This is a genomic window from Actinacidiphila cocklensis (assembly GCF_907177275.1).
Classification (GTDB): Bacteria; Actinomycetota; Actinomycetes; order Streptomycetales; family Streptomycetaceae; genus Actinacidiphila; species Actinacidiphila cocklensis.
On the sequence record NZ_CAJSLV010000001.1, the window covers coordinates 426,852 to 450,369 of the forward strand.

Genomic DNA, 23,518 nt, shown 5'->3' on the forward strand with positions numbered 1-23,518 from the left:
GCCGAGGAGGCCGCGGCCCTCAGGCGTGCGCCGCACGGACCGGGACGGCAGTAGCCCCGGTCAGGCGTCCGGGCGGGCGGTGCGGGTGGCGCCCGCCGACGCTGCCATCACGCACAGCACGGCGATCCACTGCGACCAGTGCAGCGACTCCTTCAGCACCACCAGGCCGATGAGCGCCGCCACCGCCGGTTCGAGGCTCATCAGGATGCCGAACACGTGCGGCGGGATCTTGCGCAGCGCCTCCAGCTCCAGCGAGTAAGGGACCACCGACGACAGCAGTGCCACGCCGGACCCCGCGAGCAGGACCCACGGCTGGACCAGGGCCCTTCCGCTGCCGGCCACGCCGAACGGCACGGCGACCACCGCGGCGACGGCCATGCCCAGGGCCAGGCCGTTGCCCTCCGAGGTGCGCCGGCCCAGCGCCGCACCGAGCAGGATGTACAAGCCCCAGCACGTTCCCGCGACAAGGGCGAACAGCAGGCCGACGAGGTCGAGTTCGCCCCGCCCGTCCATCAGCAGGGCCACGCCTCCTCCCGCGAGCAGTGCCCACAGGGCGTCCAGCCACCGCCGCGACCCGCCCAGGGCCACGGCCAGCGGGCCGAGGAACTCGACGGTCACCGCGATCCCCAGCGGGAGCCGGTCCAGCGCCAGGTAGAAGGAGAGGTTCATGACGCCAAGGACCAGGCCGTAACCGACCACCACCGTCCACGCCCTGCGGTCCATGCGCAGCGACGGCCGCCACCACAGGAGCAGCACCCCCGCGGCGAAGAAGAGCCGCAACGCGACCGTCCCGAAGCTGCCCACCTCGCCGAACAGCTGCTTGGCCACCGCCGAGCCCATCTGGACGCTGACGATGCCGACCAGTACGAGCGCCGGCGGCGGGATCGCCCCGAAGGCCCGGCCGGCCGGCGTGGTCGAGGAGGGACGCGGGGCAGGGGCGGCTTCGGTCCCGTCGACGTTGAAGATGGCCACAGGCGGATTCTCGGCGATCGGGCGGCGCACGGCACACGAGTTTCGCCCGTGCGGGCGAGAGCGCGGCCCCGCCCGGTCCTCCACCCTCACCCCGCGGTGACTCCTGGCGGGCCGCCCCGCACTGGGCGGCCCGCCCTCCGCTGTCCGTGCCGCCGCTACGGGATGGTCGTGACGGCGCTGTACGCCGGGCTGCTCGTCCCCGAACTGCCGTCGGGGAACGTCACCGAGGCGATGGCCCCGGTCTGGTAACTGCCGGGGCTGTACTGGTACTCGGTGTCGGCGGCGGCTGTGAGGGTGGAATAGGTCACCCGCTCGTTGGAGGACAGCGCCGTGGTGCCCCTGAAGAGCACGACCAGCAGGTCGATCGAGTTCACGACGTTGTTGCAGGTGACGTGCGCGATCCCCTCCACCCCGCTGGGGTAGGGGAACGGACCGCCGTAGAAGCGGAAGGGGTTGGAGGCCGTGACCTGGCAGGTGATGGCGACGGCGGGGGACACGCTCGGCGAGCGCGTGACGGTGACGTGTGCGGAAGCGGTCCCGGCCCGGTAGGTGGTGACGCCCGGCGGGATGACGAACGTCGTACTGGTGCCGGCGCGTTGGGCGGCGTCCGGCTGCGGCGCCGCCGCCTCCGCGGCGGGGACCGCGACCAGCGTGCCGGCCGCCATGAGCGCGGCGACGGCCGCGGCGCCCAGCGCGGAACGGCTGGCTAAGTGCTTCCTCTTCGGTGTCACGCTGTCTCCTCGGATTGTCCGCGGAATTCCGCGGTGAACGCTTTCGCCCTCGCGGTACGGGATTTCCGCGATGCGTACATATGGTCGGTTCCGTCCGAGCGGGGCGTCAAGGCGGACGCTTTTTGTGGCCGGAACGCGGCGAAACGGACATGACGGAAGCGCGCGGCGCGGCGTGGAGGATACGAGCCACCCGCAGAGCGCGGGGGAGCGCGGAACGCCCGCGCGGCCCGTGGCGGGTGAGAGGCGGGTGTGTCGGAGGGCACGGTGGGGGGCCGGCCCGGGTGCGACCGGACCGCAGCACACCACCGGGCGCCGCGCGGGGCGCGGCGGAGAACGTCCGAAATCCCGTGCGACGGTCGGCGGTTCGCGCCACCCGCGCGGCCTGCCCGCACCGGCGGATCGCGCCAGCCGGCGGTCCCGGTCCCGGTACAGTCGCCGGGCCCGCTCAGGGTGCGTCGAGGCCGCCGTCGGGGTGGCGTACTCCGGCCGACCACCGCTCGTGCAGGAACTTCACCGGCGGGTACCTCGCGGCTGCCCGCTCGTCGAGGTCGACGCCCCAGCCGGGCGCGTCGGAGGGTGCCAGGTACCCGTCGCGCACCACAGGAGTGCCGGGGAAGACCTCGTGCGTCGCCTCGTTGTAGGTGTGCGACTCCTGGTAGCCGAACGCGGGCGTCGAGACGTCCACCGCGAGGTTCGCCGCCACCCCCACCGGGGAGATGTCGCCGGGGGAGTGGAAGGCGGTGCGCACGCCGAGCAGTTCGGCCAGGGCCACCAGCTTGCGGGTGGGCGTCAGGCCGCCGATCGCCGAGGTGTGCAGGCGCAGCAGGTCGATGCCGCCGTCCCGGATCAGCCGGACCGCGTCGGTGACGTTGCCGATCTGCTCGCCGACCGCGATCGGCACCGGCGAGGCGGCGCGTACCTCCGGCAGCCGGTCGTAGAACTCCGGCGCGATGACGTCCTCCAGGAAGGACAGGGCATACGGTTCCAGCGCCCGGGCCAGCACCACCGCCTGCTTGGGTGTGAGCCGGCTGTGCACGTCGTGCATCAGGCTGACGTCCTCGCCCAGCCGCGCCCGGGCGGCCTCGAACAGCCGGGGCGTGGCCCGCAGGTACTGGGCGGTGTCCCAGCCGTCCGGGTGGGGCGAGCGCGGGTAGCCGCCGCGCGTGCCCGGAGCGCCGTAGGTGCCCAGGCCCGGACCGCCGACCTGGAGCCGGATGTGCCGGTAGCCCTGGTCGAGCAGCGTTTCGGCCTGCTCCAGCGTCTCCTGCACGGTGGTGCCCGCGGCGTGCGAGTAGACCTCGACGGCGGCCCGGCTGCGGCCGCCGAGCAGTTCGTAGACGGGCATGCCGGCCCGCTTGCCTGCGATGTCCCACAGGGCCTGGTCGATGCCCGAGAGCGCGTTGCCGAGCACCGGGCCGCCCCGCCAGTAGGAGGAGTAGTGCACCAGCCGGGTGATGTCCTCGATGTCGGCCGGGTTGCGTCCGACGACCAGCGGGCCGACGTGCTCGTCGACCGCGGCCGCGACCGCCGCGTAGCGCTGGGTGAAGGTCGCGCAGCCCAGACCGTACAACCCGGGTTCCGAGGTGTCGACGCGCACCACGACCAGCGGCAGCCCCTCGGGTGCGGTGACCACGGCGCGGACCGCGGTCACCCGCAGCCCGTCCTGCCGGTGCCACGGCGGGCGGGCCTCGGGCAGGCCGCCCTCGCCGTCGAGCAGCGCGTTGGGGCCGGTTGCGGTCATCTCGGGATCTCCTTCGGCGGGGGACGGCGGTACGGGCACGCGCCCTGCCGACGGCCCCCGCGTCGGGTGGTGGGCGTGCGGCAGCCGGCTGCCGATCAGTCAACCACGGCAAGAGATTGGCTGGAAGGCGGTAAATTCATGGGTAAATTCTGCAATAACCCTGTCGACTGGTTGCGGCGGGGAGCGCCGGACGGTCGCGGAAGCGGCGGTGCGGCGCGTCGCTCTGGAGGGAGTTCACCGTGAAGGTCCTGGTCACCGGCGCAGGCGGCACGCTCGGCCGCGAAGTGGTCGCGCACCTTCGGGGCGAGGGCTGGACGGTCCGCGCGCACGACCGCACCCCGGCCGACCCGTCCGCCGCCGACGAGGTGCTCACCGGCGAGCTGCGGGACGCCGGCGTGCTCGCCCGCGCGGTGGACGCGGTGGACGCCGTGGTGCACGCCGCCGCGCTGCCCTCCCCGACCGCCGCCGCCGAGGACGAGGTCTTCCTCAACAACGTCACCGCCTCCCACCTGGTGCTGGCCGGCGCCGCACGGGCCGGTGCCGGCCGCCTGGTGAACGTCTCCAGCCTGTCCGCGCTCGGCTTCGCCTTCTCCCGGCACGACCTGTCCCCGCGCAGCGTGCCGGTGACCGAGGATCAGACCTTCACCGGTGACGACGTGTACGGACTGTCGAAGTACGTCGGCGAGGAGATCGCCGCGCGGGTCAGCAGCCGCTGGGGCGCCACCGCGGTCAGCCTGCGCTTCCCCTTCCTCGGCACCGGCGACCGGCTGCGGCGGCACCTGGAACGGGTGCACGCCGACCCGCGCGTCGACCGGGGTTCGCTGTGGGGGTGGCTGGACACGAGGGACGCCGCCCGCGCGATCGGCCTGGCGCTGACCGCCCCGCTCGACGGCCACACCGTGGTCAACGTGGCCGCACCCGACACCACGGCGCTGGTGCCGACCGCGGACCTCGTCCGCCGCTACCATCCCGGCACCCGCTTCGACGCCCCGCTCGAAGGCTTCGCGGTCCCCTTCGCCACCCGCCGCAGCCAGGAGCTGCTCGGCTTCGCCACCCGCCACGCCTGGCGGCCCCGGAACTGAACCGGCGCACAGCCGTGACCCGGCACGTTCGCAGCGGCTGTGCCGCAGAGCTCAGCGCTTGTCGCGCAGCAGCCTGACGATGACCGCCAGCGAGAAGACGATCACCAGCACGGTCATGAAAACCCACTCCGGACTCCCGGTGGGCATTCCCTTGTAGGCCATCTCCATTGGACCCTGCACCTCGACCTCACGATGTCCTGCCCCGGTCGACGCCCTTCCCAGGCGTCAACTCCCGGCGCGAACGGGCGGAATGCCGCCCTTCACCGTTCGGCTACCCCCGAACCGCGCTCGCAGCCGGACTTGTTGCCGTAGGGGGCAGGGTCCTGCACCGGCGAGGTCGCGCGGCCCGCGCGCCCGACTCCCGGAGCAGGCGGGGGTCTACTGCTCCGGGAGCCGCCCGGCACGCCGGCCAGGGGTGCGGGTCAGTTCACGTAGACGGTCGTCCCGCCGGCCGTCGCGTCCAGTACGGGGCTGTAGCCGGCGGTCAGGTACGCGCTCGGCGAGGTCCCGCAGGCCGGCAGCGAACCGCTGGTGAGCTTGAACGGCTGGTTCACGAACTGCCAGGGCGACGGCTACTGGACCTGGCGCAACACCGCCGGCGGCCTGTGCCTCGACGTGGCCGGCGGCTCCTCCGCTCCGGGCGCGAACGTCCAGCAGTGGACCTGCAACGAACTCTCCCCGCAGATCTGGAAACTCGACCCTCGCTGAACTCCGGTACCGCGACGGTCACTTACCGTCCGACACCGGCGGAGGCCGGCGGTAAACCGGGTGCCAGGGCCGCCTCCGCCGTGCACAATCAGCGCCGCTGCCCCAACTGATCGCCGACCGGCTGCTCGCCGCCGTCGAACCGCTGCCCCACCCGCTCCGGCTGCGCGAGGTGGCCCGCACCGCCGCCGCCCTCGCCTCCTCCGACCTGCTGACCCTGCTGGCGACTGGGACGGCCGCGGCGTGTACGAACGCCGGCTCGCCGCGCTGGCCGCCGTCGCCGGACGGCAGGCGCGCCATCTGATCGACCGGATCGACGACCCCGACCCGGTGGTGCGCCGCTACGCGCACCGGGCGATCGGCGAACTGCCCTTGCCTGACCACGACATCGAGTGGCGAGCGTCGAAGGTCCGGTGACACCGCTGCCCGCGGTGTCACCGGACCGCGTTTCCGCGCTGGCCCCGTCAGCCGATCACCTGGGTGATCCAGCCGCGGAAGTGGGCTGCGCTGGTGCTGATGTCGGGTCCCGCGCCGCAGACTTCCTCGGGGCCGCGGGAGTCCGCGCCGACCAGGACCCAGGCGCCGTCGAGGAGCCTGACCACGGGCGAGCCGGAATCGCCGTTGCAGGGTCCGAACGTGCCGTCCACGTTGTCCGCGCAGTCGTCGCCCGGCCGGATGCCCCAGGAGTCGTCGCCGTTGGCGGCGGCCACGCATGTGGGGGTGTCGGACGGCAGGATCCTGGTGTCGAGTTGCTGGAGGAAGGTCGTCACCGAGGTCGAGTCGGCGTCGACGGTGTAACCCCAGCCGAGCTCACGGATCCTGGTGCCGGGTGCGGCCTCGCTGACGGGGAGCTTCACGGGCCGTTCCGGCACCCGGGTGGCCAGGTGGAGCAGGGCGAGGTCCGCGCCGGAAGCCCGGGTGTCGGATGCGACGAAGCCCGGATCGACCACGATGTCGGTGAGTTGGGCCACGGTGCCACCGGCCGTCCGGTCGTCGGATCCCACCCTGACGTGGAATAGCGACGGGTCCTGAATCGCATAGGGTGTTCCGTCCGTTGTCACGTCCGTGACGCAATGCGCCGCCGTGAGTACCCAGTCCGCGCTGACCAGTGCGCCTCCGCAGCGGTTGTGGTCGGGGTCGCCGTTCTTCGCCACCTGCAGCGAGACGATGAACGAGTAGTTCTGGTCCGCCGGATGGCCGCCGATGATGGACGGTGTGACGGCGCCGGACGTCGTGGCCTGCGCCGTTCCCAGGCCGGCGGTCAGCCCGACCGCGGCCAGTGCCACAGCCCCGTGGGCCAGCCGCCGCTTCCAACTGCCCTGTGGATCCCGATTCTTCATGGCCATACGGCTCTTTTCCTCCACTCGGCTATCTGCCGTCCTGCCGCCGCAGAACAACTATGAGAACCATAGTATGTGTGAGGCGGAAGTGAAGTGAGTTCGGGGGCTGGTCGGCGCCGCCGACGTCGCATCCCGCGAATCGACGACAACTCTGCGCACGAAGGCCGCCGTTGGCGTGGGTGTCGCGGACCGCGCAGGTGCGCCGGCTTCCGGCGGCGTGGAGCGGCGCGAATCGGCCAGCGCGTCCGGGTGTCCTCGGTCCGCCCACCGCCGCGACGTGCCGTGACCCCCGCCGCAGACTTCCGTCGCTTCTCTGGGACCGGCGACTTGTCGCCAATCATGGGCTTTTTCTGTACATGACATCGACGCATCGTGGGCACCTGCTTACGATGCGCGAAAGTTCCGCGGCACGACCCCAGGACGGGCCGATCCCGGCCCGGTCACCCCCACTCGCGAGAAGGTGAAGCGTGGACAGACCCTTGGCCGGTCCCGACGCACGGACGTCAGGGCGGCACGGACGGCACAGCCGGCTCTTCGGCATCATCGCGACCGCGATCGCCACCCTGGTGGCGATCGTGCTGATCCCCACCAGCACGGCCGCGGGCTCCGCGGCCCCCTCGCCGATGACCGCGCAGCAGTGGCACACCTCCATGGCCCGGCTCGCCACCCCGGCGAAGGGCTGCTACACCGCCTCCTACCCGGCGCTGACCTGGCAGGCCACCGGCTGCACCACGGCGCCGGCCAAGCCCTTCGTGCCGAAGGGCGCGGACAGCGCGGCAGGCCCGCACCTGCCCGCCGTGGCGCTCGCCGGCGCGGGCGCGAACCCGTCGTCCGGAGCCGCGCCTTACGTGGTCGGCAACGGCATCGACTTCTCCGCCGGGGTGTCCGGCGTCCTGAACGGGGCGACCGGCTCGTTCGCCTCCGTCTCCGGCGTCACGAGCGAGACCGGCGGCGGCGTCGCCAACTCGTACTCGCTGCAGCTCAACAGCGCGCCCTTCAGCAGCCCGGTGTGCGCCGGCCACCCCGGGTGCCAGGGCTGGGAGCAGTTCATCTTCTCCAACCCCGGCTCCGGCCCCAGCTCTGCCTTCATCCAGTTCTGGATCCTGAACTACGCCGCGACCTGCCCCGCCGGCTGGTGGACGTACTCCGTCCACTGCTACAAGAACGGGTCGGCCGTCACGGTCCCGTCGCAGCCGATCGCCAACCTGTCCGGCCTGAGCCTGTCCGGCAACGTGACCAGCGCGCTGGACACCGTCGTGATGTCGACCGGCGGCGGCACCCTGAGCGCCTCGACCGCCGACAGCACCCTGAGCCTGTCCGCGGCATGGAACGCGGTCGAGTTCATGATCGGCGGCAACGGCGGCGGGTCCATGGCGACCTTCAACCCGGGCTCCACCCTGACGGTGCGGACGGTCACCCACAACGGCACGACCGCCGCGCCGACCTGCCTGACCCAGGGCTACACCGGTGAGACCAACAACCTGAACCTCGTCGGCACGCCCGGCTACGGCGTCGGGGCGTCGCCGTCCATACAGAGCGTCCAGAGCAACATCCTGACCAGCCCGCCCTCCTGCGCCGCGGCGCACGGCACGGGCGACACGCACCTGGAGACCTTCGGCGGCACGTACTACGACTTCCAGGCGGAGGGCGCCTTCACGCTCGCCCGCTCCTCGGCGATGACCGTGCAGAACAACCAGGTCTCCGGGGCACCGCTCGGCTGGCCGGGGGCGGCCGTCAACAGCGGCGTGGCCACGCAGATGGGCGCGGACAAGGTGGCGGTGTGCGCCGCCCGCGGCCTGGTGGTCAACGGGGCTCCCACGTCGCTCGGTTCGGGCGGGACGATCACCCTGGCCTCCGGTGACAGGATCGTGCGCAACGGCAGCCAGTACGTGGTGACCGACCCGCAGGGCGACAGCATGACGGCCACCGTCAACCCCGGTTACGTGGACGTCTTCGTCGGCCTGGGCTCGTATCCGCAGCCGGTGACCGGACTGCTGGCCAACGCGCCCGGCACCAACGACAAGCTGCGCACGAGCACCGGCGCCGTCCTGTCCATCCCGGTCGACTTCAAGACGCTCTACAGCGTGTACGGCGACAGCTGGCGGGTGCCGGACAGCCAGTCCCTGGTCGCGGTGTGCGGCGACAAGACGCAGGCAGCCGACCCCGCTGCCCCCTTCTGGGCCGACCAGCTGCCCAAGGACGTGCAGGCCAAGGCGCTGGAGATCTGCCAGAAGGACGGCGTGCGGGACGCCACGCTCCTCGAGGCCTGCACCCTCGACGTGGGCGTGCTCGGCGAGGTCGGGGCGACCGAGTTCATCGGCGAACCGGCCCCGGTGAACGTCGCCTTCAGCGAGGACACCCAGGACGGCCGCACGGCCGTCGGCGCGAACACCCGCTAGACCCCGGCGCCGCGCGAACGCGGGCTCGCAGCCTCCCGGTTGCGAGCCCGCGGTACGCCGGGGGGTACCCAGGCGCCCGGTCGCGGGCGGTCCGCTAGGAGCGGTGGTACGGCTGGGGTACGTACGGCTGGGCGCCGAGTTCCTCCGCCGCGTGGCGTGCCCAGTACGGGTCGCGCAGGAGTTGCCGGGCCAGCAGCACCGCGTCCGCACGGCCGGAGGCCACGATCTCCTCGGCCTGGGCCGGTTCGGTGATCAGGCCGACCGCGGTGACGGGCATACCGGCCTCGTTGCGCACGCGCTCGGCGAAAGGGACCTGGAAACCTGGGGCCGCCGGGATGCGGGCGTCGGGGGCGTTGCCGCCGGTGGAGACGTCCAGCAGGTCCACCCCGCGGGCGTGCAGCTCCTTGGCGAAGGCCACGGTGTCATCGGCCGTCCAGCCCTCGCGGTCGTCCTCCGCGTTCTCGCTGAGCCAGTCCGTCGCCGAGACCCGGAAGAAGACCGGCAGGTCCTGCGGCCACACGGCGCGCACCGCCTCGACGACCTCCAGCGGGAAGCGGACCCGGTTCTCGAAGGAGCCGCCGTAGGCGTCGGTGCGGCGGTTGGTGTACGGCGAGAGGAACTGGTGGAGCAGGTAGCCGTGGGCGCCGTGGATCTCCACGACCTCGAAGCCGGCGGCGCGCGCCCTGCGGGCCGCGTCGGCGAACTCCCCGACGATCCGGCGGATGCCGTCCTCGGTCAGCTCCTCCGGCACGGTCGAGCCCGGCCCGAAGGGGACGGCGCTCGGGCCGACCGGCGTCCACCCGAGCGGCGCGTCGGCCGGGATCGGGGCGCCGCGGTCCACCCAGGGCCGCTCGGTGGACGCCTTGCGGCCGGCGTGGGCGAGCTGGATGCCGGCCACGGTGCCCTGCTCCTTGAGGAACGCGGTCACCCGCTTGAAGGCGTCGACCTGCGTGTCGTTCCAGATGCCGAGGTCGTAAGGGGTGATCCGGCCCTCCGGGCTGATCGCTGTGGCCTCGGTGAGGATCAGTCCCGTGCCGCCGGCCGCCCGCGCGGAGAGGTGGGTGAAGTGCCAGTCGTTCGCGATACCGGTGTCCGCTCCCGCGGTCGCGGCGCTGTACTGGCACATGGACGCCATCCAGACGCGGTTGCGCACGGTCAGCGACCGCAGGGTGTACGGCTCGAACAGCTTGGGCATGGGGAGTCTCCGCAGTTGAGGCAGTGCCGGACGATACACGGGGCGAGCGGCCGCCTCGCCGGCGGGCGGGCGGTGCCTGACCCAAATAATACTTGCACAAGCGGGTATATGTCTACGCATGGATATGATCTCCGTCACGCGGCCGCGTGTTCGGCGGCGCCGGAGCCGTCCGCGCCCTCATCCATGCAGGTCAATGCGGCCTGCCCGTCCGTGAGGGAGGTGGCGCGGTGCGGCTCCGTGCCGACGGTCGCCCGAGGCTGCGCGGAGGTCCCTGAACGCTCGCCGGGAGTTGACGCCCAGGACGACCCCCCACTCCGCGGTGCGGAGCAGGAGGCCGGTGTCCAGGGCGGCGCTATTCGTTGCGGGTGTTCTCCGGTCCTGTGAGGCGGGAGAGGAGGGGTAGGGTCGCGGCGATCACGGCGAGTGCCGCGAGGACGCCGGCGATGACGATCGCGTAGTACTCGCCGCCGGGCGGGTGCAGCGAGTAGCCCAGCTGCGCCTGGAGGAAGAGCTGGGCGGCGAGGAATCCGGTGGCGATCGCGACCACTGCGACCGCCAGCAGCGGGACGGCGCTCTCCAGCAGCACGACCCCGCGCAGGGTGCGCAGCCGTACTCCGGTCAGCCGCAGCAGGCTGAAGGGGCGTCGGCGGTCGCTGAGCCCGCCGGCCACGCTGACCGCCATGCTGCATCCGGCGATCGGGAAGCTCACCGCGATGACCACGTCGGCCAGTTGCCGGTAGCCGTCCAGTTCCGCCGACATCCGGCCGCGGCCCTCGGCGATCGTATAAGGCGGGTCGTCCGCCGGGTATGCGGCGGCCAGCAGGGTACGTGCCGTCTCGACGGCGCTGCGGGAGCCGTCGGTGGTGACGGCGATCTGCGTCACCGGCAGCCGCCGCAGCTGCTCGGGGCTCGCCGTGGCGGCCGGCCAGCCGGACGGCCACGACGGGTCGGGCCCCAGGCCGTACGAGCTGAAGCCGACGGGCACGGACGCGGTCCGGGCGCCGGGCGGGCAGGTGCCGTACACCGGCATGGCCGCCAGCTCGGTGCAGTCGGCCAGCCCGCCGCCGTCCCCGCGCGGTGAGCGGTCGAAGGCCGCGGGGTCGGAGTGGATGACGGTGACGCCGCCGACACCGGGCACCGCGCGCAGCGCGGCCAGCAGGCCGTCCGCCGGCTGGGCGGCGGTGCCGACCGTGCGACCGGGGAGGTACTCGGTGTGGTCGCTCAGCACCGTGTTGCGTACGGGCTCGGGGCTGCTCGGCACTCCGCGTTCGTGCACCATCGCGTCGATCACGCCGACCGCCCCGGTCGTCACGCACAGCGCGAGGACCAGCCCGCTCACGGCACGGAAACCCGCCCGGGGGTCGTCGGCCAGCCGGCGGCCGGCGACCAGCCCCGAGGCGCGGCGGGCACGGGCGGCCATCAGCCGGGCGCCGACCATGGTCAGCCACGGGCCGGCCAGCACGATCCCGCCGAGCACCAGCAGGGTGCCGGGCAGGAAGGCCAGCGCCTGGCCGCCGCTGGTCGCGGGGCGGCGGCCGATGAAGAAGCCGAGTTCGAGCAGACCGAGCGCCAGCGGGATCGCCCGCGTGGCCCGCGGCGGCCGCGGCGTGGTCCGCCTGGTGACGCCGAGCGGGGAGATCTGTACCCGGCGCAGCGCGATCCGCGCGGAGACCGCGGCCGCCACCGGGACGCCGAGGGCGACCGCGAGGACGTCGGCGGTGGTGAGGGACAGGTCGCTGGAGAAGAACGGCGTCGCGGTGAAGCTGACCTTCGCCAGCAGCGGGCGCAGCAGCCCGTACAGGCCGAAGCCGACCGCGACCCCCGCCGCCGCGGCGACGGTCGACTCGACCGCCGATATCACCGAGATCTGCCGTGGTGTCGCTCCGATCAGCCGCATCGCGGCGAAGCGCTGCTCGCGCCGGGCCGCCGAGAGCCGGGTGGCGGTGCCGACGAGGACCAGCACCGGGAAGATCATTGCTGCGGCGACGACGGAGAGGATGAGGATCATGCCGTTGCTGTCGGTGCCGATGTCGCAGCTCGGGCCGTTGCAGGTGCTCGGCGACAGGGTGGCGATCGCGGCGACCTTCACGGCGTTGCGCTGCCCGGCGAGTTCGGCGGGGCGGTGGCCGACGACGACGATCAGCGAGTCGGGGCCGGGGAGTGCCGCGTCGCCGATGACGCCGGCCTGCCGGCCCGGGTAGCGGGCGGCGAGTTCACCGGCCGGGGTGTCGCGCAGCAGCGCGCTCATCGCAGGGGAGGCGTAGAACTCGCCCGGCCCCGGCAGCCGGGGCATGCCCGGCGGGACCGGCGAGTGCGGGCCGGTGGCGGCGACGTCGATCCGGCCGATGAGCTTTCCCTGGAAGCCGTCCGCGCCGAGCTGCCACCACAGCGGGTCGGCCGCCGCGCCCTCCTGGCGATCGGCCGCCGGAGCCCCGCCGGAGCCGTCCCGGCCGGTGTTCAGCCAGGCGTTGCGGTCGTTCTGGGTGCCGGTGGCGTTGAGCGCCGCCAGGGTGCCGAGCAGCAGGCCGGTGCCCAGCGCGACGGCGGAGGCGATGATGACCAGGCGGATCAGGGCGTCGCGGCCGCCGCCGAGTGCGAGCCGCACTCCGAGGCGGATCACGGGCCGGTCCGTTCCAGGCGCAGCGAGGTCACCTTGCCGTCGCGCACCATGACCTCGCGGTCGGCGCAGGCGGCGACGCGCGCCTCGTGGGTGACGATGACGGCCGTCGTGCCGTTCTCCCGGACCGCGTCGACCAGCAGCTCCATCACCTGCTCGCCGGTGAGCGAGTCCAGCGACCCGGTCGGCTCGTCGGCGAACAGCACGTCGGGCCGCGCGGCCATGGCGCGTGCCAGCGCGACTCGTTGGGCTTGACCGCCCGACAACTCACCGGACCTGCGGCCCTCCAGTCCGTCCAGACCGAGCCGCGGGAACCATCCGCGGGCCTCAGCGAGCGCCGGACCCCTGCGTGCCCCGCCGAGCAGCAGCGGCATCGCGACGTTCTCCTCCGCGGTCAGCTCCGGTACGAGCTGGCCGAACTGGAAGACGAAGCCGAAGCGGTCGCGCCGCAGTTCGCTGCGCTCGGGCTCGCGCATCCGGTCCACCCGGCGGCCGTCGAAGAGGACCTCGCCGCTGTCGGGTACGAGGATGCCGGCCATGCAGTGCAGCAGCGTCGACTTGCCCGAGCCACTCGGACCCATGACGGCCAGGATCTCGCCTGCCGCCACCGACAGGTCGGCGCCGCGCAGCGCGGGTGTCTGCCCGAAGGACAGCACGACGTCCCGCGCCTCGATCAGGGCAGTGGTGGAGCCGGTCACTTGCGCACCTCCTCGGCGAGCGCGCCCAGCCGGGCCTGGGTGACGTCGATCCACCGCAGGTCCGCCTCCAGGCGGAACATGCTGTGGTCGGCGAGCAGTTTGTCGATCAGCAGCCCGGTGCGCTTGATCTCGGTGAGCTCGCGCATCCGCGCGACGTGCGCGGTGCGCTGCAGGTCCAGGTAGGCCGAGGCGTCGCGGCCCAGCATCAGGGCGAGGACGACCTTGGTGAACAGCTCGGTCTGCAGGTGCTGTTCGGTCTCGACCGGTTCGGTCAGCCAGACCTCCACCTCGGTGGCGCCGCGTTCGGTGATGACGTAGCGCTTGCGGTCGGGGCCGGCCCCCGGCTCCGCCGCGCCGACCACGACCTTGCCGTCGCGGGCGAGCCGCCCGAGCGTCGAGTACACCTGCCCGAGCAGCAGCGGCTTGCCCGGGCTGAAGTACGTGTCGTAGTCCCTTTTGAGGTCGTAGCCGTGGCTCGACTGCCGTTCCAGCAGTCCCAGGAGTGTCAGAGGTACGTTCACACTCCGTGTATACACTCGGTGTGCACACCCGGTCAACAGCGCCAACGGCCGGTCACTTTGCGTCAGTTCAACCGACTCGCTGAAATCGTCCGTGCTTGCTCTAACGTGAGAGCAACACTCGCCGTATGCGCTTGGGGGGCAATGCGGTGACGGTCCCGTCGTCGGACGTATCCGCTCAGCAGGGCTATTCGATGTCCCTGGCGGACGGTTCCTACAGCTGGTACAGCAGGGCGGCAATCAAGGCCCGGCGGTATTTCCGGCGGCACTCGGCGGTGTCGTCGTCGTGCTCAGGGGGCGTACGGGGCGGCGTACCGGTTCCGGCACAACGGGCTGCGGGACGCCCTGCGGCTGCGCCAGGAGTGAGCGCGCCCCGCCCGGTGGACCCGGGCGGGGCGCGGAGGTGTCAGCAGTGAAGCGGAGCTGTCAGCAGGGGAAGGTGCCGCTGTAGATGGCGTGGCCGCTGGAGGAGGTCTTGGAGCCGAAGCCGTAGATGCCGTCGTCGGACCAGACGGCCTCACGGGTGTTGTCGACGCAGGTGGAGGTCGGGGCGATCGCGAAGCCCTCCAGGTTGTCGATCGGCATGACGGCCGGGTTGGTGTAGGTCACGTCGGGGACGATCGCGCCGCCGGCGTCGACCTTCATGAAGGTGTGCGTCTCACCGCAGGTGTTGTCGCAGCTGGCGATGATGCGCTGGGTTCCGGCGTCGAAGGTCACGTCCATCACGGAGGACTTGCCGGTCGCGATCGTGCCGAAGGTGGTGAAGGTGCCGTCGGAGTTCAGGCCGTAGACGTGCAGGGAGCCGTCCCACTCCAGGCCGGCGAAGTACAGGCCGGAACCGTGCAGCGGGTAGTTCGCCGGGTTGTAGGCGGCGTGGGTGAGCGGGTCGACCCAGCCGCCCGCGGTCAGCCAGCTGTCCGGCACGTAGCCGACGCCCTCGAAGCCGAGGTTGGCGTCGTCCTTGCTGCCGGTGTTGAGCTGCGGGAACTGCGAGGTCATGTCCCACTGGTGGACCGGGGTGAGCGTGGACCCGGTCGCGGCCGGGTCGAACTCCAGGATCGTGTCCTTGGGCGCGGTGTTCTTGGTGTTGTCGCGCTCGGAGGTCACGTAGATGTGGCCGTTGCCGCCGACCGTCACGCCCTCGGAGTCCGGCTCGCCGGAGCCGCCGGAGAAGCGGATCTGCTTGCCGGTCGCGCTCCAGGACGCGTCAGGGACCCACTTGCCGTTGCTCTTGACCAGCTTGTACAGCCAGTTCTTGTTCTTGGCGGCCCACAGCACCGACGGGTTCGCCGGGTCGAACGCCAGGCCGCTCACGTCACGGCCCTCGGGGCCGGTGGACGTGGTGAACGCGCAGACGTCGTCGGCGATCGTGACGTCCTGCCCGCCGGGCCACGCGAGGGTGCCCGACGGGGTGGAACCCGTGCCGGAGGGCGCCTCGGGGGTGCAGCCACTGGTGAGCGAGCCGCCGCCGCCCAGCAGCTGGCCGGGCTGGCCGCCGCCGGTGCCGCCGGTCGTGCCGCCCGTGGTGCCGCCGGTCGAACCGCCGCCGCCCGAGCAGGAGTTCGCGCTGCCGAGCGTCGCGGTCGTGGCGGTCTGGAACCACCCGGTGCCGTTGACGCAGCGCTCGTCCGACGGCTTGGCGGCGCCGGTCGCCCAGGTCACCGAGTCGACGGTGTTGCCGCTGCCGTCGAGGAGGAAGGCCGAGTCGTTGTCGCCCAGGCCGATGGTGGAGTTGAACGTGACGTAGCCGCCTGCCGGGATGCTGGTCGCGCTCGGCGAGGAGGACGAGACCGAGGCCGCGGAGTGGCTGGTGTCGCCGTCGACGTACTTCCACGACCCGACGCTGACCGCGCTCGTACCGCCGTTGTACAGCTCCACGGTGTCCGAGCCGTCCGAGGTGACCTCGTTGATCCGCACCTTGCCCGCCGCCGGGACCGACGACGGGCAGCCCGGGGCGTTGGCGGCGCCGAAGGTGGCCGTCGCGGTCGCGGTCACCCACGCCCCCGTGCCGTCGCCGCCGCAACGCGCCATCGACGGCTTCGCCTTGTCCGTGGCCCAGTCGACGCGGTCGACCACGGTCCCGCCGGAGGTGTAGAGCACCACCTTGTCCGAGTCGCCCAGTCCCTTGGGCGAGTTGAAGGTGACGAAGCCGCCGGCCTGGATCGTGGTGGAGGACGGGCTGAACGACTGGGCCGAGAAGCTGTCGTCCGACATCTTCCAGCCGCTGATGCTCACCGCGCTCGGGCCGCTGTTGTACAGCTCCACGGTGTCGTTGTTCGACGAGGTGACCTCGTTGATCCGCACGTTCTGGTAGCCGGCCGGGTCCGCCGCAGCCGCGGGCTGAGCGGCAAGCACCCCTGTGACGAGAAGTCCGGAAAACGTCAGCGCAGCGGCACACAAAGTGGCCACGCGGGCACGCGAGTTGGTTGTAGGCACGGGGTCGAACTCTGCTGACAGAACGTGGAAACGGCGTGAACTGCGGCCGAATACCGGTTGCTGGCAACCGGAACGCTGGCCGCCGCAACGTTGCCACCCGGAGGCCGTGCCGGAGTGCCGGCTCCCGCACGGGAGCCGGCACTCCGGGTGCGGGGACGGGGTCAGTTGAGGGTGGGCGCGGCCGTGCCGTCGGACGGGTCCGTGTCGAACGCGGCTCCCGCGGGGCGGTGACCGTCGGCTGCGCTGGTCCCGTCCGGCTCACACGTGCGGTGTCGCCGCGACCGCCTGCTCGGCGGTCCAGCGGTCCATCCGCTCCCACTGCCGCAGGAGCCACTCGCCGCGGGCCGCGTCGCCCGCCGGTATGTCCGCGGCCGGTACGCGCCACCAGTGGACCCGCACCGGGCGCCGGAGCGGCAGGAAGGACCAGGCGGCGCGGGGGGAGGCGATGACGTCGAGCCCGGAGTGGGCCACGAAGACCACGTCGGCGGTGGGAGCCGCCGCCAGCGCCGCGAGGCTCCCGGCCTCCTGGGGCGGGAGGACGTAGTGCAGCCGCGCGGCACGGGCGGCCCGCCGGTACTGGCCGAGGCGGCGCAGCCGGGCGACGGCGCGGTGGTGGCGGCCGGGGGTGAAGTTGCCGCCCTCGGGGAAGATCACCAGCGCGTCCCGCGGCAGCAGCCCCGCGGCAAGCTCCGCGATCGCGTCCTGGGCGGTGCCCTGTTCCGGCGGCAGGAAGCAGTGCGGGACCCGGCCGAGCAGGACGTCGAGGCACGGGTCGGCGCGCAGCACCCCCTTCAGCACGGTGTGCGGCAGCAGGCCGGCCTCGGTGAGCAGGATCTGCAGGAGCAGGAAGGAGTCGCCCAGCCCGGCGTGCCGTACGAGGACCAGCAGCGGCCCGCGCGGCGGCGGGGCGGGCGCGGGCAGAGCCGGGGTCGTCTCGACCTCCAGGCGGAACAGCCGCTCCGCCGCCCGGCGCAGTACGGGCAGCAGCCGGGCGAGCAGCGCGAAGGCGTCGGCCGCCCGCCGGGCGCGTGCGTCCGGCCCCGCAACGGGGTTGCGCAGGAAGAGCGCCGCGGCCGCCAGCAGGCCGCCGAGGTCCGCGAGCAGGTAGACCAGCAGGAAGGCGGCCATCCGCGTCGGACGCCACGGCCCGCGCGTGGCCAGCGAGACGGGGGCGCCGACGGCGGTCACGGCGACCAGCAGGGCTGCCGCCACCGGGATCAGGGCGACCAGGAGCACGGTGGTGACCAACCGCCGGGCTCCGGTGGACAGCGCGGATATGGCCCGGGTGGGCCGCGGGCGCGTTCTGCCGACGGGACGGGCACGCGCGCCGCCGGCCGTCCCGCCGGTCAGGGGGCCGTCGCTCACGCCGGGCCGCGTGCGGTGTCGAGGACGAGGTCCAGGTGGCGGGAGGAGGCGGCGTAGGCGCGTTCGATGCGCTCCGCCGTCTGCCCGAAGGCCCGGTGGCGCAGCTGTCTCAGGGGCGTACCGGTGTCGCCCGGTGCCGCCCCGCTGGGCAGGACGTGCACGGTGACCTCCGGCGGCAGGTCGGCCATGTCACGCGAGAAGCGGTGCCTGCGGGCGATCTCGAAGGCGATGGTCGCCACCTCCCACGGCAGCCTCGGCGGCCTGAGGCGCCGCTCGATCCGGCCGACCTGGAGGACGTAGATCTCCCTGGCGCCCAGGGCGACGGCCCGCCCCACCGGAATGCTGTTGACCAGCCCGCCGTCCACGAAGTGCTCGTCGCCGATCCTGACGGGCGGCAGCAGCCCCGGCACCGCGGACGAGGCGAGCACCGCCTCGACGAGCGGACCGCTGCCGAACCAGTGCTCCGCTGCGTTCTCGATGCTCGCCGCCACGCACTGGAAGGGCAACGCCAGTTCCTCGATGAGGGCGACGGGCAGGTGGGTGCGCAGCAGATCGAGCAGCGGCGCCGGCGGGTAGAGGTGCGTACGCGTCCGCACGGCGGTGGACACCCGCCCCACCACGGAGCCGGTGAACACCCCCGCCCTGCCCATCCCCGTCCACAGGTCGATCAGGCGGTTCACCGACGCCTGCGACGGATCAGCCGCGACGGCGGCCCCGTTGATCGCACCGACCGACGTCCCCAGGACCAGGCCCGGCCGCACTCCCGCGGCCAGCAGCGCTTTGAGCATGCCGACTTCGTACGCTCCCAGCGCACCGCCCCCGCCCAGCACGAACGCGGGGCCGCGCACGTCACCCGAACTGCCGTCCATGCCTCTCGGATGCCCCGCGTTGCCGACCCCAACCACGCACAACGGGAGCGGTGTTGCGGCCGCGGTGCGGCCGATTGGCGCCGGGTTTCATGGCGGACCGCCCGTGCCCATGACCGCGCGGGCCAGGGAGACCCGGGAGCGTGCGGAGAGCTTGCGGTAGGCGCGGGTGAGGGCGGCCTCGACGGTCTTGACGCTGACGGTGAGGTGGGCGGCGATCTCGCGGTTGCTGGCGCCCTGGGCGACCAGGAGGGCGACACGGTGCTCGGTGGGCGTGAGGGCGTCGAGGCCGGCGGGGGAGGCGGGCGCGGCGGCGGGGACGTCGAGGCGGTCGAGGGTGGTGGTGGTGACGGCCAGCCAGGGGTGGGCGCCGGCGCGGGTGAAGAGGCGGGCGGCCTCGGTGAGGGCGGCGCGGGCCGTGGCAGGTTCGCCGCGGCGGGCGTGGAACCGGCCGAGGGCGAGGTGGGTGCGGGCCTCCTCCAGGCGGTACGGCAGGGCTGCGAGCCGCGTGGCTGCCTGTTCGAGCCGGGCGGCCGCAGCGGCGGGGTCGCCCTGCGCCTCTGCGACCAGTCCCGCCGCCCGGTCCAGCACCGCGAGCAGCCCGTTCCTGCCCAGCCGGGCCGCCTGCGCGCGGGTCTCCGCGAGGAGTTCCGCCGCCTCGTCCGCGCGGCCCGTCGCGACCAGCGCCTCCGCGAGGTCGGGCTGCCAGCGGCGTACGGCGGGATCGCCCTGACCCTGCCCGGTCTCCAGCAGCCGGACCCGCTGGAGGGCGTGCACGGCCGCGGCCGGTTCGCCGCGCAGCAGCCGGACGTGGCCCTCCGCGTGCAGCGCGCGCGGCAGGAACAGCTGGTCGTCGTCGTCCTCGCTGTGCCGCCTGGCCCGGTCCGCGGCGGCCAGTGCCCGGTCCGCCGCACCGCCGGCCGCCTCGGCGAGCGCGACCGCGTACCAGGCGGGCCCCTGGCTCAGCCCGGCCTGCTCGGTGACCCGCAGCGCCTGGTGGGCGAGGTCGAGGGCGGCCTCGCAGCGGCCGCGCAGGATCTCGACCTGTGCCAGGCCGGACAGGCAGTGGCACAGGCTCTCGGCGGAACCCCGGTGCCGCACGGTGTAGACCAGCGCCCGCAGTTCGGTCCTGGCGTCGTCGAGCCGGTCGTGCAGGAGGTGGCGGCGGTGCTTGAGGAAGACCGGGCCGTTGTGGTCGAAGAGGACCTGCGGGTCCTGCGGTGCGGCCAGCGCCCGCGCCAGGGTCCGCTCGGCGGCGGGACGGCCGAGGTAGAACTCCAGGGCCGCCTGCTGGGTGAGCGCGAGCAGTTCGGTCCGCCGGTCGCCGGCGCGCAGCGCCAGGACCGCCGAGCGTGCCGCATGGGGCAGCGCGGCGGCCGCCGAGCCCTCCACCAACCAGGCCCGCCAGCTGAGCCGGTAGTACAGCCGGGCCAGTAACTCCGGGTCGTCGCGGGCGTCTTCGAGCGCCCGCGGGAAGACGTCGGCGACCTCGGCCATCGCCTGCCCGCACGAGTCGAGGACCACGATCCACGCCCGCACCCGGTCCGCGGGGCGGGCGGACTCGGCGAGCACCTCGTGCGCGAGGTCGCGGGCCAGCGCGTAGTCGCCGGCGGCGACGGCGTCCTCGGCGGCGGTGAGCCGCCGGTCGGCGTCGGCCGCGGGGTCGCCCGACGGGGTGCGGTCGGCGGCGAGCCGGCCGAGCCGGGCGGCGGTCGCGGGGGAGCCGCGCCGCCGGGCGGCGGTGGCGGCGGCGGTGAGGGCTGCGGCGGTCTCGGCGTTCCAGCCGGGCGACAACGACGCGAGGTGGTGGGCGCGTTCGACCGGGTCGTCGGCCGCCTCGGCGAGCGCGGCGTGCGCCCGGCGGCGCCCGGCGGGGGCGGCCCTGTCGTACACGACCCGTGCCATCAGCGGCTGGGCGAACCGTACGGCCCCGGCCTGCGACGGTTCGACGATGCCCAGCCGTACCGCCTCCTGCACGTCGGCCTGCGCGGTGTCGCAGCCGGCCCGGCGCAGCAGCGCGACGGTGGGGTGGGCCGCGGCGCTCGCGGCGAGCAGGGTGCGGCGGGCGCGCGGCGTCAGCGCGGCGAGCCGGGCGAGCAGCAGGCGGCGCAGGGCGGGCGGGATCGGCAGCGGCCCCGCCGGGTCCCGCCCGGTCGTGCGGCTCTCCTCGGCCAGCGCGCGGGACAGTTCGAGGGCCGCGTACGGATTGCCGCCCGACGCCGCGTGCAGCCGGGCGAGCACCGGTCGCGGCCACGCGGGTCCCTCCTGCCCGGAGAGCAGCGCTGCGACCTCGCGCTCGGCCATCGGCGGCACGGCCAGCGGCACCACGGGCCCGGGGCACAGCTCTTCGGCCCGCCCGCTGCCGGCCCCCGCCGGTCCGTACGGGGTGCGCCAGGCCGCGACGGCGGCGAGCGGCAGCCGCCGGGCACGCCGGGCCACGAACGCCAGCGCCTCCGCGCTCGGGCGGTCCAGCCACTGCGCGTCGTCCAGGACGAGCAGCACGGGGGAGTGCTCGCACAGCGCGGTGAGCGTCTTGAGCACGGCCACCCGCAGCGTGAGGACGGCGTCGTACGCGCTCCCGGGTTGCGGCGCCTCGTGCCCCGACCGGTGCAACGCCGCACGCATCACCGCCTGTTCGCGTGGCGAGAGCGTCGCGAGGACCGGGTCGCCCACCTCGCAGAGCAGGTCGATCATGCCGAGGAAGGGCAGATGCCGCTCGCCCTCCGCGGGCGCGCACCGCAGCACCGCGGTCCCGGTGCCCGCCCGCTCGGCCGCCAGCGTGTCCAGCACCGTGGACCTGCCGATGCCCGGTTCGCCGGTGAGCAGCACGCTGCCGCCGGCGTCCAGCGCGGCCCTGGCGGTCGCGAGCAGCGCGCCCCGGCCGGCGGGACGCGCGTCCGAACTGACCGATCCGATCCGTCTGACCATGCACCTGCCAACCTGGGAGCCGGAGCCCTCAGTGTCGGAATCCCCGCCCCATCGGTCAATCCCGCCTCGGCCCGGCCGGCCGCCTCCCGGCGGTGAGCAGCAGAAGGCGGGCGTGCCCCCGGTGAGGGGGGCACGCCCGCCGTTCTCAAAGGCCCCTGAGAAAGCCCGCGACGGGACGACTACCCGTCGATCCGGTGCGTACTCCAGAACGACGTGAGATCGGTCGACGTCGCCGCCTGCGCCGCCGCCTTGAACTCGGCGGTCGTGGAGACGCCGTACCAGTGCGCCTGCGCGTAGGTGCGCAGCAGCGTGGTCATCGCGCTGTCGCCGATGAGCCGCCGCAGATCGTGCAGCGCGCACTTGCCGTACCCGTAGACCACCGTGGAGTACCGCGAGGAGTGCGCGTCCCAGTACGCCATCGAGTTGGTGATCTTCTCGCTCGACGACGCCCACGACACGCTGTTCCAGCAGCTCGTGCCCGTCTTGCCGAGCGCGAGGTCCGTGGAGTAGTCCGTGAACGCCTCGTCCAGCCACGGGCTGTTGTACTCGTCGTCGCCGACGATCCCGTACCACCACTGGTGGCCCAGCTCATGGGTGAGCGCGGTGCTGTCCACCAGGTCGAGCACGAACCCGGGGTATTCCATCCCGCCGAACCAGAAGTTGTTGTCCAGCACGGCGTCCACCTCGCCGTAGGGGTAGGCGCCGAAGCGGCCCGCGTGCGCGTCGAGCGCCGAGATCGAGGTGCTGAGCATCGACTGGGAGCTCGACGAGCTGATCCCGCTGACCGCGTAGACGTTGACCTTCACGCCGCCGGCCGAGGTGCCGGAGACCTTGCTGAACGCGCCCGCCGCCCAGGCGAAGTCGCGGACCTTGGTGGCGGTGGCCGTGGTGACCGTACGTCCGGAGGTCCCGGGGGTGTCCACCGAGGTGCCGGTGGCGGGCACCTGGAGGGTCGAGGGGTGGTCGAGGGTGACGCGGAAGTCCGCGGCCAGCGAGTAGAAGGACTCGCCGTTGTTGGTGTACGGGTCCAGGTGCCAGCCGGAGCCGTCCCTGATCGCCAGCAGCGGCAGGGCGTTGCCGATGAAGCTGAACGCGCCGTCGTGCCCGAACCGGTCGGCCCCGCTGGGCACCGCGATCTTCAGGTCGAAGCCGACGGTGCCCGACTGGCCCTGGGTCAGCGGCGCGGGCAGGGTGATGTCGAGGGCCGTGCAGCCGACCGTCAGCGCACCCGCGGTGCCGCCGGTCACGTTGCTGACGGTGATCGGCGTGGTCGGGCAGGAGCCGTGGTAGTTGTCCCACAGCCGCAGGTAGACGTCGTTCAGCGGCGACGGCGAGGCGTTGGTGAAGGTCACGCTCTCGTGGCCGTTCCAGGTCACGCCGGTCGCGTCGCTGGTGAGGCTGACGGTGTACGAGGGCGAGGCCGGCGTCCGGGTGGTGTCCGCGGCCGGCGGCGAGGTGGGCGGGGTCGTCGGGGGAGTGGTCGGCGGGGTGGTGCCGTCCCCCGAGGTGGTGAGTGCCACGTCGTCGATCACGAAGCTGGTCTGCAGCCCGGAGTCCTCGGTACCGCTGAAGGCCAGGCTCACGCTCTGCCCGATGAAGGACGACACGTCGAACGTCCGCTGCACGTACCCCGCGGCCGCGTCGAGGTTGGAGTACGTCGCCAGCGTGCTGCTGCCGAGCTTCGCGGTGAGCTTGTCGTACGCGGTGGTGGTCGTCGTCTCGGCGGTGTCGACGTGCAGCCACACGGTCAGCGAGGCGGCGCTGCACCCGGCGGGTATCGCCAGCGACTGGCTGAGGGTGTCGGTGTGCGTCGACCCGTAGCCGTTCAGCCACGCGAAGCTGCTGCCCGAGTGCGGGCTCTGGCCGCTGTCGGCGGTGATCACACCGCTCGACGCCGTCCAGGGCGAACTCCCGTTCTCGAACCC

18 protein-coding genes are annotated in these 23,518 nt (G+C 73.3%); 4 read left to right on the top strand and 14 right to left on the bottom strand.

Going from position 1 to position 23,518, the window contains the following annotated elements:
- Window positions 1-60 precede the first annotated feature (60 nt).
- The 3 genes from NFU81_RS01725 to NFU81_RS01735 all read right to left on the bottom strand — a co-directional run bounded on the left by NFU81_RS01725 (window position 61) and on the right by NFU81_RS01735 (window position 3,444).
- Complete coding sequence (locus tag NFU81_RS01725; protein ID WP_251484042.1) at window positions 61-972, bottom strand: EamA family transporter; 912 nt, start codon at window positions 970-972, stop codon at window positions 61-63.
- Window positions 973-1,127: 155 nt separating this feature from the next.
- Entirely contained in the window at window positions 1,128-1,703 is a 576-nt protein-coding gene (locus NFU81_RS01730; protein ID WP_251484045.1) for a hypothetical protein, read from the bottom strand.
- A gap of 445 nt (window positions 1,704-2,148) precedes the next feature.
- The gene (locus NFU81_RS01735; protein ID WP_251484048.1) at window positions 2,149-3,444 is read right to left on the bottom strand and encodes an enolase C-terminal domain-like protein; all 1,296 of its coding nucleotides are present in this window, start codon (window positions 3,442-3,444) and stop codon (window positions 2,149-2,151) included.
- 239 nt (window positions 3,445-3,683) lie between these two features.
- Between NFU81_RS01735 and NFU81_RS01740 the strand changes: the two genes are divergently transcribed.
- A complete protein-coding gene (locus NFU81_RS01740) occupies window positions 3,684-4,526 on the top strand; it encodes an NAD-dependent epimerase/dehydratase family protein (protein WP_251484051.1) in 843 nt (280 codons plus the stop codon).
- Window positions 4,527-4,948: 422 nt separating this feature from the next.
- Here NFU81_RS01740 and NFU81_RS40725 read toward each other — a convergent pair whose 3' ends face one another.
- Window positions 4,949-5,080, bottom strand: coding sequence for a hypothetical protein (locus tag NFU81_RS40725; protein ID WP_274037460.1), 132 nt, complete (start codon window positions 5,078-5,080; stop codon window positions 4,949-4,951).
- On the opposite strand from NFU81_RS40725, the gene NFU81_RS01745 reads away from it, so the two are divergent.
- Together NFU81_RS01745 and NFU81_RS01750 are read left to right on the top strand one after the other, a co-directional pair.
- Window positions 5,064-5,234 carry an RICIN domain-containing protein gene (locus tag NFU81_RS01745; RefSeq protein ID WP_308208254.1) on the top strand — a complete coding sequence of 57 codons (171 nt, stop codon included), beginning with the start codon at window positions 5,064-5,066 and terminating at the stop codon, window positions 5,232-5,234. The genes NFU81_RS40725 and NFU81_RS01745 overlap by 17 nt on opposite strands.
- A gap of 240 nt (window positions 5,235-5,474) precedes the next feature.
- Window positions 5,475-5,648 (top strand): hypothetical protein, encoded by a 174-nt coding sequence (locus NFU81_RS01750; protein ID WP_251484053.1) that lies wholly within the window; start codon window positions 5,475-5,477, stop codon window positions 5,646-5,648.
- Between the two features lie 47 nt (window positions 5,649-5,695).
- Here the strand turns inward: NFU81_RS01750 and NFU81_RS01755 are convergent, their stop codons facing one another.
- Window positions 5,696-6,577, bottom strand: a complete 882-nt coding sequence (locus tag NFU81_RS01755; protein WP_251484055.1) for a S1 family peptidase — start codon at window positions 6,575-6,577, stop codon at window positions 5,696-5,698.
- Between the two features lie 461 nt (window positions 6,578-7,038).
- On the opposite strand from NFU81_RS01755, the gene NFU81_RS01760 reads away from it, so the two are divergent.
- Complete coding sequence (locus tag NFU81_RS01760; RefSeq protein WP_251484056.1) at window positions 7,039-8,970, top strand: hypothetical protein; 1,932 nt, start codon at window positions 7,039-7,041, stop codon at window positions 8,968-8,970.
- A 94-nt stretch (window positions 8,971-9,064) separates the two neighbouring features.
- On the opposite strand, the gene NFU81_RS01765 is transcribed toward NFU81_RS01760, so the two are convergent.
- The 9 genes from NFU81_RS01765 to NFU81_RS01805 all read right to left on the bottom strand — a co-directional run.
- Window positions 9,065-10,165 carry an NADH:flavin oxidoreductase/NADH oxidase gene (locus NFU81_RS01765; RefSeq protein WP_251484058.1) on the bottom strand — a complete coding sequence of 367 codons (1,101 nt, stop codon included), beginning with the start codon at window positions 10,163-10,165 and terminating at the stop codon, window positions 9,065-9,067.
- 352 nt (window positions 10,166-10,517) lie between these two features.
- Entirely contained in the window at window positions 10,518-12,785 is a 2,268-nt protein-coding gene (locus tag NFU81_RS01770) for an FtsX-like permease family protein (RefSeq protein WP_251484060.1), read from the bottom strand.
- Complete coding sequence (locus NFU81_RS01775) at window positions 12,782-13,480, bottom strand: ABC transporter ATP-binding protein (RefSeq protein ID WP_251484062.1); 699 nt, start codon at window positions 13,478-13,480, stop codon at window positions 12,782-12,784. The genes NFU81_RS01770 and NFU81_RS01775 overlap by 4 nt, the downstream gene beginning before the upstream one ends.
- The gene (locus NFU81_RS01780) at window positions 13,477-14,001 is read right to left on the bottom strand and encodes a PadR family transcriptional regulator (RefSeq protein WP_251484065.1); all 525 of its coding nucleotides are present in this window, start codon (window positions 13,999-14,001) and stop codon (window positions 13,477-13,479) included. The genes NFU81_RS01775 and NFU81_RS01780 overlap by 4 nt, the downstream gene beginning before the upstream one ends.
- 423 nt (window positions 14,002-14,424) lie before the next feature.
- Entirely contained in the window at window positions 14,425-16,353 is a 1,929-nt protein-coding gene (locus NFU81_RS01785) for a lamin tail domain-containing protein (protein WP_251484068.1), read from the bottom strand.
- Between the two features lie 339 nt (window positions 16,354-16,692).
- A complete protein-coding gene (locus NFU81_RS01790; RefSeq protein ID WP_251484070.1) occupies window positions 16,693-17,799 on the bottom strand; it encodes a lysophospholipid acyltransferase family protein in 1,107 nt (368 codons plus the stop codon).
- Window positions 17,796-18,668: a patatin-like phospholipase family protein gene (locus NFU81_RS01795; RefSeq protein ID WP_251484072.1), complete on the bottom strand. Its 873-nt coding sequence runs from the start codon at window positions 18,666-18,668 to the stop codon at window positions 17,796-17,798. The genes NFU81_RS01790 and NFU81_RS01795 overlap by 4 nt, the downstream gene beginning before the upstream one ends.
- Window positions 18,669-18,755: 87 nt before the next feature.
- A complete protein-coding gene (locus NFU81_RS01800) occupies window positions 18,756-21,593 on the bottom strand; it encodes an AAA family ATPase (RefSeq protein WP_251484074.1) in 2,838 nt (945 codons plus the stop codon).
- 179 nt (window positions 21,594-21,772) lie between these two features.
- The coding region (locus tag NFU81_RS01805) for a M1 family metallopeptidase (protein ID WP_251484076.1) at window positions 21,773-23,518 on the bottom strand (1,746 nt) is incomplete at its 5' end.